A 14,955-nucleotide genomic window follows, 5' to 3' on the forward strand; every position below is an offset into this window, starting at 1 on the left:
GTCGCTCGCTGGTGGATGAACGCTCGCTGATGGAAGGTCGCGCTGCTAGCTCTCGCTCAGCGCGGTGGAGACCGTCTCGTAGAGCTCGGCCCACGCCGTCTCGAACTTCGCCACGCCCTCGCGCTCGAGGACGGCGAACACGTCGGTGAGATCCACGCCCGCGGCCGACACGGAGTCCATCACCTTGTGGGCCTGCGCGTAGGAACGGGTGATCGGGGTGCCGGAGCTACCGTGGTCGGCGTACGCCTCGAGGGTCTTCTCGGGCATCGTGTTGACCGTGCCCTCGGCGATCAGCTCGGAGACATAAAGCGTGTCGGGGTAGTCGGGGTTCTTCACTCCGGTCGAGGCCCACAGCGGACGCTGCCGCCGTGCGCCCTGCGCCTCCAGCCGGGCCCAGCGGTCGCTGCCGAAGGTCTGCTCGTACGCCTCGTAGGCCAACTGGGCGTTGGCCACGCCCGCCTTGCCCTTCAATGCGGCGGCGTCGCCGCCGATCTTCTCGAGCCGGTCGTCGATCTCGGTGTCGACGCGGCTCACGAAGAAGGACGCCACCGACTCGAGGTTCTGCACCGACCCACCGTCGGCGAGCCGGCGCTCGATGCCGCTGATGTAGGCGTCCATGACCTGCTGGTAGCGCGCGAGGCTGAAGATCAGGGTGACGTTGACGCTGATCCCGGCCGCGATCGCATCGGCGATCGCCGGGATGCCCTGGTCGGTCGCCGGGATCTTGATGAACAGGTTGGGGCGGTCCACCATCCACCACAGCAACGCGGCCTCGGCGGTGGTCTTCTCCTCGTCGTGCGCCGACCGTGGATCGACCTCGATCGATACCCGGCCGTCGCGGCCGCCCGACGCCTCGTAGATCGGGCGCAGCACGTCGCACGCGGCGCGGACGTCGCGGGTGGTGATGGAGCGCACCGCCTCGTCCACGGACATGCCGAGGATGGCGCTATCACGGATCTGGTCGTCGTACTGGTCCGATCCTCCGATCGCGGCCTGGAAGATCGACGGGTTGGTCGTCACGCCCACGACGGAGCGCTCGTCGATCAGCCGTTGCAAGTCGTCGGAGACGATCCGCTCGCGGGAGAGGTCGTCCAGCCAGACGGCCACTCCCTGTCGGGACAGCTCGGCGAGGTTCTCGTTGGTGTTCATCAGGCCTTCTCACCCTCCGCGGTCTGGTAGGAGCTGGCTTCCTGCTCGGGCTCGTTCACGACCCGATGAATGTTCGCCGGTCCGTCCCCAGCCGCCGCGATCGACGCCTGCGCCGCCTCGACGACCTTCTCGGCGGTGAAGCCGAACTTCTCGAACAGCACGCCGGCGGACGCCGAGGCACCGAAGTGCTCGATGGCGATCGCGCGGCCCGCATCACCGATCAGCCGGTACCACGGCATGGCCACTCCGGCCTCGACGCTGACCCGGGCCCGGACCGACGGCGGAAGTACCTCGTCGCGGTAGGACTGGTCCTGCTCCTCGAACCACTCAAGGCACGGCATCGACACCACGCGGGCCTTCGTGCCGGTCTCCTCGAGCCACTCGGCCGCCTCGACGGCGAGGTGCAGCTCGGATCCGGTGCCGATGAGGATCACGTCGGGCGTGCCGTCGGTGTCCTTGAGGACGTACCCGCCGCGAGCCACGCCCTCGGCCGAGGCATGGACGGTCCGGTCGAGGGTAGGCATGGCCTGGCGCGACAGCGCGAGCGCCGCCGGGCGGTCGGTGTGCCCGAGGATCGCCTGCCAGGCGGCGGCGGTCTCGTTGGCATCGCCGGGGCGGACGACGTCCAGGCCGGGGATCGCGCGCAGCGCCGCGAGATGCTCGATCGGCTGGTGCGTGGGGCCGTCCTCCCCGAGCCCGATCGAGTCGTGAGTCCAGACGTAGGTGACCGGGAGCTGCATCAGTGCGGCGAGCCGTACCGCGCCGCGCATGTAGTCGGAGAACACCAGGAAGGTGCCGCCGTAGACGCGGGTTCCGCCGTGCAGGGCGATGCCGTTGAGGATCGAGCCCATCGCGTGCTCCCGGACGCCGAAGTGCAGCGTGCGGCCGTAGCGGTCGCCGGACCACGTCTTGGTCTGGTTCTCGGCCGGGATGAACGACGGCTCGCCTTCCATCGTGGTGTTGTTCGACTCGGCGAGGTCGGCCGAGCCGCCCCACAGCTCGGGCAGGGGAGCGGCGAGGGCGGCGAGCACCTTGCCGGACGCCGCGCGGGTCGCGATGCCCTTCGGATCGGCGTCGAAGGTGGGCAGCGCCTCCTCCCAACCGCCGGGCAGCCGGCGCTCGCGCATGCGGTAGTACAGATCCGCCCGTTCGGGGTTGGCGTCGCGCCAGGCGGCGAAGCGCTCATCCCACTCACGACGGGCCGCCCGGCCGCGCTCGATGACCTTGCGGGTGTGGGCCAGCAGGTCATCGGGGACGTCGAAGCTCTTCACCGGGTCCAGTCCCAGGATCTCCTTCGTGGCCGCTACCTCGTCCTCGCCGAGCGCGGACCCGTGTGCCTTGCCGGTGCCCTGCTTGCCTGGAGCCGGCCAGGCGATGATGGTGCGCAGGTTGATCAAGGTGGGGCGCGCGGTTTCTGCTTTGGCGCTCTGGACGGCGTCCGCGAGCGCGACGAGGTTCTCCTCGTAGCCGGACTCCGAGACCCAGTCGACGTCGATGACCTGCCAGCCGAGCGCCTCGTAGCGAGCCGAGACATCCTCGGTGAAGGCGATCTTCGTGTCGTCCTCGATGGAGATCTTGTTGTCGTCGTAGAGCACGACCAGGTTGCCGAGCTGCTGGGTGCCCGCGAGCGAGCACGCCTCGTGGCTGACGCCCTCCTGCAGATCGCCGTCCGAGGCAATCACGAAGATATGGTGGTCGAAGAGGCTCTCACCCGCGGGGGCGTCCGGGTCGAGCAGCCCCCGTTCGCGGCGGGCCGCCATTGCCATGCCCACGGCAGAGGCGAGGCCGGAGCCGAGCGGGCCGGTGGTGATCTCGACACCGCGGGTGTGGCCGTGCTCGGGGTGCCCCGGTGTCAACGATCCCCAGGTGCGCAGCGCCTCGAGGTCGCCCAGCTCCAGGCCGTAGCCGCTGTAGAACAGCTGGATGTACAGCGTCAGGCTGGAGTGGCCGCACGAGAGCACGAACCGGTCGCGCCCGGCCCAGTCCGGGTCGCTGGGGTCATGCCGCATCGCCTGCTGGAACAGGTAGTACGCCGCAGGCGCCAGGCTCATCGCGGTGCCGGGGTGGCCGTTCCCGACCTTCTGGACGGCGTCCATCGCCAGCGCCCGGGCGGTGTCGATGGCCAGCTGGTCGGTCTGTGACCAGCCCTCGGGGAGGACGGTGAGCGGCACGCTGCGGTCGGTCACTGGTGAGGCTCCTTAGGTCTACGCACAGGTGGGAACCGGGGAGGATCCCGTCGCCGCCAGCGTAGTCCCAGCCCGACGTCTGCCACACCGGGAGGCGACAGGGGAATGCCGATTTCACCGGTGTACAGGTGGTGAGGGTTCCCACGCCGGCCGGTCCTGCCCGACGGTTGCGCCACCGGCTAGAATGAGGTGTCGTCGTGCGCCGTCCGCGCGACCCTCCGTACATCTCGTCCTCGACAGAATCGCGGCTCCTGTGCACCTGCTCGCCCCCTCGTCCGAACGGCCCGCCCCGGCGCGCCGGCGAGGTGGGCGATGAGCGCGCACACCCTGGATGCCTCCACGCCGCCTCAGCAGCGGGCCACCGCCCTCGACGTGCTCAAGGCGTACGTCGCGCTGACGAAGCCGCGGATCATCGAGCAGCTGTTGATCACTACTGTCCCGGCAATGATGCTGGCCGCCGGGGGAGTCGGCTCCGTGTGGCTGATCGTGCAGACCCTGATCGGCGGGATGCTCTCGGCCGGGTCGGCCAACGCGCTGAACTGCTACGTGGACCGCGACATCGACTCGGTGATGCACCGGACCCGGCGGCGACCCTTGGTGCGGCACGTCGTCGCACCCCGCAGCGCATTCGTGTTCGGCGTGGTGCTCGGCGCGGCGTCGACCGCCGTGTTCTGGTACTTCACGACGCCGCTCGCCACTGGCCTGAACATCCTGGCCATTCTGCTGTACGTCGTCCTCTACACGATGATCCTCAAGCGCCGCACTTCGCAGAACATCGTGTGGGGTGGTGCAGCGGGCTGCATGCCGGTGCTCATCGGCTGGGCGGCGGTCTCCGGGTCCCTGGCACTGGCCCCCGTGATCATGTTCCTGATCATCTTCTTCTGGACGCCGCCGCACTTCTGGGCGCTGGCGATCAAGTACCGCGACGACTACGCGGCCGCGAACGTCCCGATGCTCCCGGTGGTCGCCGAGCCGAAGGCGGTCACCGCCCAGATGCTGGCCCACGCGGTGGCGATGGTCGGCTGCTCGGTCTGGCTGTGGCCGGTCGCCACCGGCCCGGTCTACGGCGTGACCGTGCTGCTGCTCGGACTGTGGTTCCTGGCAGAGACCGGCCGGCTGCACGTGCGGACCGTCCGCGGCGCCCCAATCGCGCCCATGCGCGTGTTCCACATGTCTAATGTGTACCTGACCTTGGTCTTCCTGCTGATCGCGGTGGACGCCGTCCTGTAGCGCAAGTGGGCTTACTCTTGCGCCCGTGGTCACCTCGCGGCCACCCCGATTTCACCACCAGCCTCAGTGCTCACGCGATCATCTTCAGCACCGAGCCATACGGAGGTAGGCGTGAGCGACCGGGGGATGACCGACCAACGGATGCTCGCGATCGGAGCGGCCGTCACCGACCTGCTGGCCCAGCCGCTGAGCCTGCCCGTCGTCCCGCACACGGCCCACCTCGTCGATGCCCACGACCGGGCGGTGCAGAGCCTGCGCGCGCACACCACCGAGCTGCTTGCCGCCCTGGCGCGGGGCCGGTCCACCCCGCGCTGAGTCGCGCGTCGATCGGCCCGCGGCCAGGGGGCTATTGTGGTGCGTATGAGCGAAGCCGCCGACGACGTCCGCCCCACCGCCCAGTCCGACAGCGAGCATGCCGAGCAGGCCGCGACCGCAGCCAAGCGACTGGGCAAGTTTGCCTCCGCGCACGGGGGCGCCAAGCACGTGTACGTCGAGCACGTCTCGGCCAACCGCAGCCGGATTGTCGTCGTCGCCGACGACGGACGGTACGGCGACCAGGTCGTTGACTCGCACGAGGCCGCGATGGACGCCTGTGCGCGAGCCGGTTTCGAGGTCGCGGAGGGCGAGTGGGGCCGCGAGGCCGTCGGCGCCGTGCGCACCACCGCGTTCGAGTGGGGGCTGATGGGCAAGGGGCGCCCCGGCGGCAGCTGATCCGAACGAGAACCAGTTGACTCGCAGAGGAGAACACTGCGCACACTCCCGGTGAACTCTCGTGTGGCGCGAACCACAGCGCTGCCGTGCCGACTTACGCTCGGAACGTACCTATCGGCCGGCATGAATGGACCAGCGTTTCGAGGTGAGCCCGTGAGCACGATGAGTGACCACCCGGCCCAGCTGCACCGAGATGAGCCGCCGCCGATCGCGAAACAGCGGGAGATCGTGCTGTCCGCCGAGGCCGCCACCACGGCGGCCCTGGGGGAGCAATGGCGCCAGGTCGCGGACCTACTGGACGAGCTGGTGAGCGACTACGACGACCATCTGGAGTCCGGGGTCGACGAGCCCGCTCGCGCCGGCGCGCGCCAGCACCTGCAGCAGGTCATGGACGCCTTCGACGTGGTCGGCGCCTCGGCCCGCCGCAACGCCGAGGTGCTTGAGGACATCGCGGCGGAGATCACCATCGCCCAGGCGCGGATGACATCGATCTGGAACGAGTACGAGGCCGCGCGAGCGCCGGTGCATTCCAGCATCGCGACCGGGCTAGTCGATCGGCGCTACACGGCGCGCGCGGCGCGCGAGGTCTGGTATCCGCTGGACGGCGCGGTCGGTGCGGCGGCCGCGCGGCTGCGGCCGATCGGCTCCGGCGCTGACCACGCGTCCGACAGCGTCATTCCGCTGACGCGACACTGAGCGTCTCGGCCGCCGGGCCGGCCGGAGGGCGCACCTTGCCGGGGCGCACGTAGCGCAGCTCCTCCGCCGTGAACGACGCCGCAGCCATGATCGCACCGGCGAGCACGAGGTGCATCCCGACGAGCAGCTCCGGCAGGCCGGTGAAGTACTGCGTATAGCCAACCACGCCCTGAGCCACCTCGACGGCGACCAGCCACAGCGCGGCCGCCCGCAGCGACCGGTCGTGCAGCACGACGCTCAGGACCAGCAGCGTCAGGCTGACACCGACCAGCAGGAACACCGCATCCGCGTGCAGCTGCGACAGCAGCGCCGGGTCGAACCCGGTGCGCCCGGCCTCCGGATCGCCCGCGTGCGGCCCCGCGGCGGTGACGAAGGTGCCCAGCCCCATCGTGAGGTAGGTCGCGGTCATCAGCAGCCGCGCCAGCCAGTGGGTGCCCTTGCCCGCGTAGTCGGGCACGACCCGGTCCAGGTGTCGCGCCCGGTGGTAGAGCACCGCGCACCAGTAGATCAGCACCATGCTGAGCATCAGGTGCGCCATGACGGTGTACGGGTTCAGGCCAGTCAGCACGGTGATACCGCCGATGACCGCCTGGGCCGGGATGCCCAGACCGATCATGAATGCCAGGCGCGACATGTCCTTGCGCGGGGGATCGAGACGCCGCACGACCAGCCAGGTGCCCAGGGCGATGATCACCAGCACGAACGTCAGGGTGCGGTTGAGGAACTCGATGTAGGTGTGGATCGGGTCCTCGGCCGTCGGCACGATGTTGCCGTCGTTGCAGGTCGGCCACTGCGCGCAGCCGAGCCCGGACCCGGTGAGCCGCACCGCGCCGCCGGTCACGACGATGCCGATGTTGGCCAGGAGGTTGGCCACGGACAGTCGCCGCACGTTGGTCGGCGTCGGAGCGGGCAGTGGGAGAGGCACGGCTCCAGGGTACGTCGCCGTGCGGCGCAGTTCTTGTGCGGCCTCGCCGGGCCACCCTACGATGAGCGCCACCGCCGAGCGTAGAGGAGCGCACTCATGAAGGTTCGCGACGTCCTACAGCACAAGGGCAGCGAGATCGTGATGATCTCGCCCGATGCGACGGTCCGAGAGCTCGTGGCGCTGCTCGCCGAGCACAACATTGGAGCGGTCATCGTGAGCAGCGACGGGGCTCGGCTCGACGGCATCGTGTCCGAGCGCGACGTCGTCCGCAACCTGCAGACTCTCGAGCCGCTGAGCGAGAAGCCCGTGAGCGCGATCATGACCGAGGCGGCGAACACCTGCGCTCCCGGCAGCGAGGTCGGGTCGCTGCGGGTGCAGATGACCGAGCAGCGGGTGCGGCATCTTCCGGTGCTCGACGACGGCAAGCTGGTCGGCATCATCAGCATCGGCGACGTCGTGAAGTCGGCGATCGACGAGCTGCAGTTCGAGCGGGACCAGCTGCACAGCTACGTCAACCAGTGACCGCGGCGGGCCGGGGCCCGACTGTTTCATAGATCACCGCGCCGCCTGACCACCAGCCCTGCGCCGAATTAGGTAACATGTCTGTTGTGAAATTCGGTCAGACGGTCTCCACCACCGGCGCGCACGGCGCGACCGGTGATGGACGTACGCGCGAGCGCATCAGCACGCTGCTGCTCAACCACGGGCCGCAGAGCGCTGCCGAGCTGGCCCGGCCGCTGGCGATGACGCCCAATGGCGTACGACGGCACCTCGATGCGATGCAGGCCGACGGGATCGTCGAGGAGGCGCCTGCGGCCGCCGGGCGCCGCGGCCGTCCGGCTCGGCGGTTCGGCCTGACCGAGGCCGCGCGCGACACCCTCCCGCACACCTACGACGACCTCGCGGTCGCGGCGCTTCGCCACCTGAGCGCGATCGGCGGTCGCGAGGCGGTCCGGGCCTTCGCCGACCAGCAGGTCAGCGGTCTGGAAGCACGGTGCCTGGCCGCCATGGATGGCGCCGGCGACGACCCGGTGGCCCGGGCGGACGCCCTTGCCTCCGCGCTGTCGGCCGAGGGCTATGCTGCCTCGGCGGAATCGCTCGCCAGCGGCGGGCAGCTCTGCCAACGGCACTGCCCGGTCGCGCACGTCGCGGCGGAGTTCCCCGAGCTGTGCCAAGCCGAGACCGAGGTCATCGCCCGGCTGGTCGGCACCCACGTCCAACGCCTGGCGACCATCGCCAGAGGAGACGGGGTGTGTACGACGCACGTGCCCAGCGGCGTCCTCGTGACCGGCGGCGCGGGCCGACAGCGGGTCTGCTAGCCCGCCCCGTTTACCAGAACCACCAGTCCGACCAGCTACCCGATACCGAAGATCAGAGGTTTTTGGATATGACCACCACTGAAGGCGTGCAGACTCCGGTCGAGGTGACCCAGGACGAGCACATCGAGGCCCTGAGCCGCTACAACTACGGCTGGCACGACAGCGACGAGGCCGGCGCGATCGCCAAGCGGGGCCTGTCCGAGCAGGTCGTCCGCGAGATCTCGGCGCTGAAGGACGAGCCGGAGTGGATGCTCGACACGCGGCTGAAGGCGCTGTCGCTGTTCGAGAAGAAGCCGATGCCGCAGTGGGGCGCCGACCTGTCGGGCATCAACTTCGACAACATCAAGTACTTCGTGCGCTCCACCGAGAAGCAGGCGACCTCGTGGGAGGACCTGCCCGAGGACATCAAGAACACCTACGACAAGCTCGGCATCCCCGAGGCGGAGAAGCAGCGGCTGGTCGCGGGCGTCGCCGCGCAGTACGAGTCGGAAGTGGTCTACCACCAGATCCGCGAGGACCTGGAGGAGCAGGGCGTCATCTTCGTCGACACCGACACCGGGCTGCGCGACTACCCGGAGCTGTTCCAGGAGTACTTCGGCTCGGTGATCCCCGCCGGCGACAACAAGTTCTCGGCGCTGAACACCGCCGTGTGGTCCGGCGGCTCGTTCATCTACGTGCCGAAGGGCGTGCACGTCGAGATCCCGCTGCAGGCCTACTTCCGGATCAACACCGAGAACATGGGTCAGTTCGAGCGCACGCTGATCATCGTCGATGAGGACGCCTACGTTCACTACGTCGAGGGCTGCACCGCACCGATCTACTCGTCCGACTCGCTGCACTCCGCGGTCGTCGAGATCATCGTCAAGAAGGGCGCGCGCTGCCGGTACACGACCATCCAGAACTGGTCGAACAACGTCTACAACCTGGTCACCAAGCGCGCGAACGCGCACGAGGGCGCGACCATGGAGTGGATCGACGGCAACATCGGCTCGAAGGTCACGATGAAGTACCCGGCGGTCTTCATGCTCGGGGAGCATGCGCGCGGCGAGGTGCTCTCGGTCGCGTTCGCGGGCGAGGGCCAGCACCAGGACGCCGGCTCGAAGATGGTGCACCTGGCGCCGCACACGTCGTCCTCGATCATCTCCAAGTCCGTCGCCCGCGGCGGCGGGCGCGCCTCCTACCGCGGCCTGGTGCGGGTGAACCCCCGTGCCCACGGCTCGTCGTCCGTGGTCAAGTGCGACGCGCTGCTGGTCGACCAGATCAGCCGCTCCGACACCTACCCGTACGTCGACATCCGCAACGACGACGTCTCGATGGGCCACGAGGCCACCGTGACCAAGGTCAGCGAGGATCAGCTGTTCTACCTCATGTCGCGCGGCATGGAGGAGGACGAGGCGATGGCGATGATCGTGCGCGGCTTCGTCGAGCCGATCGCCAAGGAGCTGCCGATGGAGTACGCGTTGGAGCTCAACCGCCTGATCGAACTGCAGATGGAAGGTGCGGTGGGCTAACGCCTAGGCACGGCACCCGAGCCGGTCGGCCGGCTGTCGCGGACAGACGACGAGCTACCACACCTCACCGAACCAGAAAGCGAAGTAAGTGACTGTTACCGACACTCCCGCGGTGGCGCGGGCGATCGAGACGACCGACCAGGTCCTCTCGCACCTGCATCCCGAGGGCTCGCGCGATGTCGCCGACCACCCGGTCCCGGCTGGACGCGAGGAGATCTGGCGTTTCACCCCGATGCGCCGGCTGCGCGGCCTGCACCAGGACGCCCCCTTCGTGGGTGCGCTCGAGCTCGACATCGAGGCGCCCGACGGCGTCACCGTCGGGCGGGCCGCCGCGGACGACGCGGTGCGCGGCAGCAGCGGCTATCTGCCCACCGACCGGATCACCGCACGCGCATGGGAGGCCGCTGAGCGAGTCGACACCGTGCAGATCGCGCAGGACGTCGTGCTCGACGAGCCGGCTATCGTGCGGCACACCGGCTCCAGCGGAGAGAGTGCGCGGGCCGGCCACCTAGTCGTCGTCGCCGGGAAGTTCAGCAAGGCCACCGTCGTCCTCGACTTCGAGGGCACCGCGACGCTCGCCGACACGATCGAGTTCGTGGTCGAGGACGGCGCGCAGCTGACCGTCGTCACCCTCGACGACTGGGCGGACGACGCGCTGCACCACTCCTCGCAGCACGCCCGCATCGGCCGGGATGCGCACTTCAAGCACATCGCCGTCACCTTCGGCGGCGACCTCGTGCGCACCAACACCTCGGTCAGCTACGCCGGACCCGGTGGAGAGGCCGAGCTGCTGGGGATCTACTTCGCCGATGCCGGTCAGCACATCGAGCATCGGCTGTTCGTCGATCACGACGCTCCGAAGACCAAGAGCAATGTCGATTACAAGGGCGCCCTGCAGGGCAAGGACGCGCACACCGTCTGGATCGGCGATGTGCTGATCCGCAAGGTCGCCGAGGGCATCGAGACCTACGAGTCCAACCGCAACCTGGTCCTCACCGAGGGCTGCCGCGCCGACTCGGTGCCGAACCTGGAGATCGAGACCGGGGAGATCGAGGGCGCTGGGCACGCCTCGACCACCGGGCGCTTCGACGACGAGCAGCTGTTCTACCTGCAGTCGCGCGGCATCCCTGCGGAGGAGGCCCGGCGTCTCGTCGTCCGCGGCTTCTTCGCCGACATCATCCGCAAAATCGGCGTCCCGTCGATCGAGGAGAAGCTCATCGACGCCGTCGAGGCCGAGCTCGCCCGATCGAACGCCTGACCCAGCCGTCCCGCACTACACAGCATTCAGGAGACACCAACAGTGGCCACCCTAGAGATTCGTGACCTGCACGTCAGCGTCAACACCGGCACCGAGGACAAGCAGATCCTCCGGGGCGTCGACCTCACCCTCAATCAGGGCGAGATCCACGCCATCATGGGCCCGAACGGTTCGGGCAAGTCGACCCTGGCGTACGCCGTCGCCGGGCACCCCAAGTACGCAGTGACATCGGGTCAGATCCTGCTGGATGGCGAGGACGTCCTCGCCATGACCGTCGACGAGCGGGCCCGCGCCGGCCTGTTCCTGGCGATGCAGTACCCGGTCGAGGTGCCGGGCGTGTCGGTGGCGAACTTCCTGCGCACCGCCGCGACCGCCGTCCGCGGCGAGGCCCCGAAGCTGCGGCACTGGGTCAAGGAGGTCAAGGAGGCGATGGAGGGCCTGCGGATGGACCCGGCCTTCTCTGAACGGTCCATCAACGAGGGCTTCTCCGGCGGCGAGAAGAAGCGCCACGAGATCCTGCAGATGGAGTTGCTGGCCCCGAAGGTCGCAATCCTCGACGAGACCGACTCGGGCCTTGACATCGACGCGCTGCGCGTCGTGTCGGAGGGCATCAACCGGGTGCACGAGAAGACCGACAACGCGACGGTGCTGATCACCCACTACACCCGCATCCTCCGGTACGTGAAGCCTGACCACGTCCACGTGTTCGCAGGCGGCCGGATCGCCGAGTCCGGGGGCCCCGAGCTCGCCGAGGAGCTCGAGGAGAAGGGCTACGAGCGATTCATGAGCGCAGGCGCGCAGGCGTGAGCGGCCAGCGAGCGCCGTACGACGTCGAGAAGGTGCGGGCGGATTTCCCGATCCTGTCCCGCAGCTTCGACGACGGCGTACCTGTCGTGTACCTGGACTCGGCGAACACCTCGCAGAAGCCGCAGTCGGTCATCGACGCGATGAGCGAGCACTTCGCGCTGCACAACGCCAACGTGGCGCGGGCGATGCACCGGCTGGGCGCGGAGTCCACCGAGGCCATGGAGGACGCGCGGGCGAAGGTAGCCCGCTTCATCGGTGCGTCGCGGCCGGAGGAGGTCGTGTTCACCAAGAACGCCTCCGAGGCGTTGAACCTGCTGGCCCGCACGATGGGCGATGCCACCGGAGACCTCGGCCTGCGCGAGGGCGACGAGGTGGTGATCTCCCAGATGGAGCACCACTCCAACATCGTGCCCTGGCAGCTGTTGTGCGAGCGCACGGGCGCCGTGCTGCGCTGGTTCGGGATCACCGACGAGGGTCGCCTGGACCTCGCCGGGATCGATGAGCTGATCAACGACAAGACCAAGATCGTCTCGCTCACGCACGTGTCGAACATGCTGGGCACTATCAACCCGATCAGCCAGATCGCCGAGAAGGCGCACGCCGTCGGAGCATTCATGTTCGTCGACGCTTCGCAGGCGGTGCCGCAGATGCCGTACGACGTCAGCACCCTGGGCGCGGACGCCGTGGCCTTCACCGGTCACAAGATGCTCGGCCCGACCGGGGTCGGCGTCCTGTGGGCTCGATACGAGCTGCTGGAACAGCTGCCGCCGTTCCTCGGAGGCGGCGAGATGATCGAGATCGTCAAGATGACCCGCTCGACGTACGCGCCGCCGCCGGCTCGCTTCGAGGCCGGCACGCCGCCGATCGTGCAGATCATCGGGCTGGGCACCGCGGTCGACTACCTCGAGGGGATCGGCATGGAGGCGATCGCCGAGCACGAGCGCCAGATCGCCGCGTATGCCCTCGAGGGGCTGCAGTCGGTCAGCGGCGTGCGCATCCTCGGACCGAAGACCGTCGAGCAGCGCGGGGGAGCGATCAGCTTCGAGCTGGCCGAGGTGCACCCGCACGACGTCGGCCAGGTTCTCGACTCCTACGGCATCGCCGTGCGGGGCGGGCACCACTGCGCCCGCCCGGCCCACGAGCGGTTCGGTGTCGGCGCCTCCACCCGCGTCTCGCCCTACCTCTACTCGACCGAAGCGGAGATCGACGCCTTCGTCGAGGGCCTGGAGAAGGTCAAGACCTTCTTCCGGGTCGACTACTAGGCAGGAGAACCGGCGTGCAGCTGGAGTCGATGTACCAGGAGATCATCCTGGACCATTACAAGAACCCGCAGGGCAAGGGCCTGCGCGAGCCGTTCGACGGGGAGGCGCACCACGTGAACCCGACCTGCGGTGACGAGGTCACCGTGCGGGTGAAGGTCTCCGGTGACGGCTCGACGATCGAGGACCTGTCGTACGACGGAATCGGGTGCTCGATCAGCCAGGCCTCGGAGTCCGTGCTGTACGAGCTGGTCAACGGAAAGCCGGTCGATGAGGCCTTCGAGAAGCTCGACGCGTTCACCGAGCTCATGCAGAGCAAGGGCGGAGCCGACCCCGACGAGGATGTGCTCGAGGACGGCGTCGCGTTCGTCGGCGTCGCGAAGTTCCCCGCGCGCATCAAATGTGCCCTGCTGGGCTGGATGGCTTTCAAGGACGCCGCCGCACGCGCGGGCGTCGACGTACCGGAAGGAAAGTAGATGACCGAGGACACCAAGGTCGCCTCGCTGGACGACCTCGAAGAAGCCATGCGCGATGTCGTGGATCCCGAGCTGGGGATCAACGTCGTCGACCTCGGGCTGGTCTATGGCCTCGATGTCGATGAGGCCAACGTGGCGACCATCGACATGACCCTGACCTCGGCGGCCTGCCCGCTGACCGACGTCATCGAGGAGCAGACCCGCCAGGCCGTCACCGGCGGCCCGGGGCCGGGCCTGTGCAACGACGTGCGGATCAACTGGGTCTGGATGCCGCCGTGGTCGATGGACAAGATCACCGACGACGGCCGCGAGCAGCTGCGCGCGCTCGGCTTCAACATCTAGCCCTGCGGTGAACCCGATCCCGCTGGACCGTGCGGTCCTGCGCCTGCCCGAGCGGGCGCTGTCGCCGGTCCGCTCGCTGGGCGTGCGCATCGGCGTCGCGTTCCTGCTGGTAGCGATCGTCGTCCTCGCGGTGTACGTAGACCGGGATGGCTACCGGGATGCCGACGGCGACGCGATCTCACTACTCGATGCGGTCTACTACACGACGGTCACCATGACGACCACCGGCTACGGTGACATCACGCCGGTGTCCGAATCGGCCCGCCTGGTGAACGTGCTGCTGATCACGCCGCTGCGGATCATGTTCCTGATCCTGTTGGTCGGCACCACTCTGGAGGTGCTGGCTACCGAGGGCCGGGAGCGGATGCGGCTGGCTCGCTGGAGGAAGAACATGCGCAACCACGTCGTCGTGGTCGGCTACGGAACCAAGGGCCGCTCGGCGGTCACCACGCTGGTGGGTGCCGGGGTCGACCAGGACCGGATCCTGGTCATCGATCCCTCGGAGTCCGCCTCGCGAGAGGCGCAGGCGGACGGACTCGCCTCGATCGTCGGGGACGCGTCGCGACGCGACGTGCTCGAGCGGGCGCACGTCGACGAGGCGAAGAAGATCATCGTCACCGCGAACCGCGACGACACCGCCGTCCTGGTGGTGCTCACCGCTCGCCAGCTCAACGCCGAGGCGCACATCATCGCCTCGGTGCGGGAGCAAGGCAATGTGCACCTGTTGCGGCAGAGCGGTGCGAACAACGTGGTGACCTCGTCGGAGTCCGTCGGGCGGATGCTCGCGATCGCGTCGGTGAACCCGTCCTTGGCCGATGTGCTCGACGACATGCTCAGCCCGGGCGTGGGGCTGGAGGTTGCCGAGCGCGACATCCACCCGGACGAGATCGGCCGCTCCCCGAAGTGGTGCTCCGACCAGGTGGTCGCGGTCGTGCGAGGGGGCAAGAGCTACCGCTACTTCGACAACGAGGTGACCGCCCTGGAGGACGGCGACACGCTGGTCGTGGTGCGAGACAGCAAGAACGCTCCCGAGCGGGAGAAGAACTCGTACTAGCCGCCGGGAATCGACCCCGGGGGAGACGGCAG

At 68.7% G+C, this 14,955-nt stretch carries 16 protein-coding genes; 13 read left to right on the forward strand and 3 right to left on the reverse strand.

Annotated features, from left to right (window positions below; genetic code table 11):
- Positions 1-45: 45 nt before the first annotated feature.
- Entirely contained in the window at positions 46-1,149 is a 1,104-nt protein-coding gene (gene tal, locus DAA40_RS01140; protein WP_106847916.1) for a transaldolase, read from the reverse strand.
- Complete coding sequence (tkt, locus tag DAA40_RS01145) at positions 1,149-3,335, reverse strand: transketolase (RefSeq protein ID WP_234356183.1); 2,187 nt, start codon at positions 3,333-3,335, stop codon at positions 1,149-1,151. The genes tal and tkt overlap by 1 nt, the downstream gene beginning before the upstream one ends.
- A 312-nt stretch (positions 3,336-3,647) precedes the next feature.
- On the opposite strand from tkt, the gene DAA40_RS01150 reads away from it, so the two are divergent.
- The 4 genes from DAA40_RS01150 to DAA40_RS01165 all read left to right on the forward strand — a co-directional run bounded on the left by DAA40_RS01150 (position 3,648) and on the right by DAA40_RS01165 (position 5,972).
- Positions 3,648-4,565 (forward strand): heme o synthase, encoded by a 918-nt coding sequence (locus tag DAA40_RS01150; protein WP_106847917.1) that lies wholly within the window; start codon positions 3,648-3,650, stop codon positions 4,563-4,565.
- A 111-nt stretch (positions 4,566-4,676) separates the two neighbouring features.
- A complete protein-coding gene (locus tag DAA40_RS01155) occupies positions 4,677-4,880 on the forward strand; it encodes a hypothetical protein (protein WP_106847918.1) in 204 nt (67 codons plus the stop codon).
- A gap of 45 nt (positions 4,881-4,925) precedes the next feature.
- Positions 4,926-5,276: a hypothetical protein gene (locus tag DAA40_RS01160; protein ID WP_106847919.1), complete on the forward strand. Its 351-nt coding sequence runs from the start codon at positions 4,926-4,928 to the stop codon at positions 5,274-5,276.
- A gap of 153 nt (positions 5,277-5,429) precedes the next feature.
- On the forward strand, positions 5,430-5,972 hold the full coding sequence (locus DAA40_RS01165) for a hypothetical protein (protein ID WP_106847920.1): 543 nt from the start codon (positions 5,430-5,432) through the stop codon (positions 5,970-5,972).
- Here the strand turns inward: DAA40_RS01165 and DAA40_RS01170 are convergent.
- Complete coding sequence (locus DAA40_RS01170) at positions 5,950-6,897, reverse strand: heme A synthase (protein WP_199849446.1); 948 nt, start codon at positions 6,895-6,897, stop codon at positions 5,950-5,952. The genes DAA40_RS01165 and DAA40_RS01170 overlap by 23 nt on opposite strands.
- A gap of 96 nt (positions 6,898-6,993) precedes the next feature.
- Between DAA40_RS01170 and DAA40_RS01175 the strand changes: the two genes are divergently transcribed.
- The 9 genes from DAA40_RS01175 to DAA40_RS01215 all read left to right on the forward strand — a co-directional run bounded on the left by DAA40_RS01175 (position 6,994) and on the right by DAA40_RS01215 (position 14,923).
- Complete coding sequence (locus DAA40_RS01175) at positions 6,994-7,419, forward strand: CBS domain-containing protein (RefSeq protein ID WP_106847921.1); 426 nt, start codon at positions 6,994-6,996, stop codon at positions 7,417-7,419.
- 86 nt (positions 7,420-7,505) lie between these two features.
- Entirely contained in the window at positions 7,506-8,216 is a 711-nt protein-coding gene (locus tag DAA40_RS01180) for a metalloregulator ArsR/SmtB family transcription factor (RefSeq protein ID WP_234356184.1), read from the forward strand.
- Positions 8,217-8,284: 68 nt separating this feature from the next.
- Positions 8,285-9,727 carry a Fe-S cluster assembly protein SufB gene (gene sufB / locus DAA40_RS01185; RefSeq protein ID WP_106847923.1) on the forward strand — a complete coding sequence of 481 codons (1,443 nt, stop codon included), beginning with the start codon at positions 8,285-8,287 and terminating at the stop codon, positions 9,725-9,727.
- A gap of 88 nt (positions 9,728-9,815) precedes the next feature.
- Positions 9,816-10,985, forward strand: coding sequence for a Fe-S cluster assembly protein SufD (gene sufD, locus DAA40_RS01190; RefSeq protein ID WP_199849447.1), 1,170 nt, complete (start codon positions 9,816-9,818; stop codon positions 10,983-10,985).
- A gap of 42 nt (positions 10,986-11,027) precedes the next feature.
- On the forward strand, positions 11,028-11,792 hold the full coding sequence (gene sufC, locus DAA40_RS01195; protein WP_106847924.1) for a Fe-S cluster assembly ATPase SufC: 765 nt from the start codon (positions 11,028-11,030) through the stop codon (positions 11,790-11,792).
- Complete coding sequence (locus DAA40_RS01200) at positions 11,789-13,054, forward strand: aminotransferase class V-fold PLP-dependent enzyme (RefSeq protein WP_106847925.1); 1,266 nt, start codon at positions 11,789-11,791, stop codon at positions 13,052-13,054. The genes sufC and DAA40_RS01200 overlap by 4 nt, the downstream gene beginning before the upstream one ends.
- Positions 13,055-13,068: 14 nt before the next feature.
- Positions 13,069-13,527: a Fe-S cluster assembly sulfur transfer protein SufU gene (gene sufU / locus DAA40_RS01205; protein WP_106847926.1), complete on the forward strand. Its 459-nt coding sequence runs from the start codon at positions 13,069-13,071 to the stop codon at positions 13,525-13,527.
- A complete protein-coding gene (locus tag DAA40_RS01210) occupies positions 13,528-13,869 on the forward strand; it encodes a metal-sulfur cluster assembly factor (RefSeq protein WP_106847927.1) in 342 nt (113 codons plus the stop codon).
- 7 nt (positions 13,870-13,876) lie between these two features.
- A complete protein-coding gene (locus DAA40_RS01215) occupies positions 13,877-14,923 on the forward strand; it encodes a TrkA family potassium uptake protein (protein ID WP_234356185.1) in 1,047 nt (348 codons plus the stop codon).
- The last annotated feature ends 32 nt before the right edge of the window (positions 14,924-14,955 follow it).

Origin of the sequence: Blastococcus sp. Marseille-P5729, assembly GCF_900292035.1 — a bacterium.
Classification (GTDB): domain Bacteria; phylum Actinomycetota; class Actinomycetes; order Mycobacteriales; family Antricoccaceae; genus Cumulibacter.

Coding starts and splice junctions, on each gene's coding strand:
- tal (WP_106847916.1), bottom strand. CDS start 1,149: ATGAACACCAACGAGAACCTCGCCGAGCTGTCCCGACAGGGAGTGGCC.
- DAA40_RS01150 (WP_106847917.1), top strand. CDS start 3,648: ATGAGCGCGCACACCCTGGATGCCTCCACGCCGCCTCAGCAGCGGGCC.
- DAA40_RS01160 (WP_106847919.1), top strand. CDS start 4,926: ATGAGCGAAGCCGCCGACGACGTCCGCCCCACCGCCCAGTCCGACAGC.
- DAA40_RS01175 (WP_106847921.1), top strand. CDS start 6,994: ATGAAGGTTCGCGACGTCCTACAGCACAAGGGCAGCGAGATCGTGATG.
- sufB (WP_106847923.1), top strand. CDS start 8,285: ATGACCACCACTGAAGGCGTGCAGACTCCGGTCGAGGTGACCCAGGAC.
- DAA40_RS01210 (WP_106847927.1), top strand. CDS start 13,528: ATGACCGAGGACACCAAGGTCGCCTCGCTGGACGACCTCGAAGAAGCC.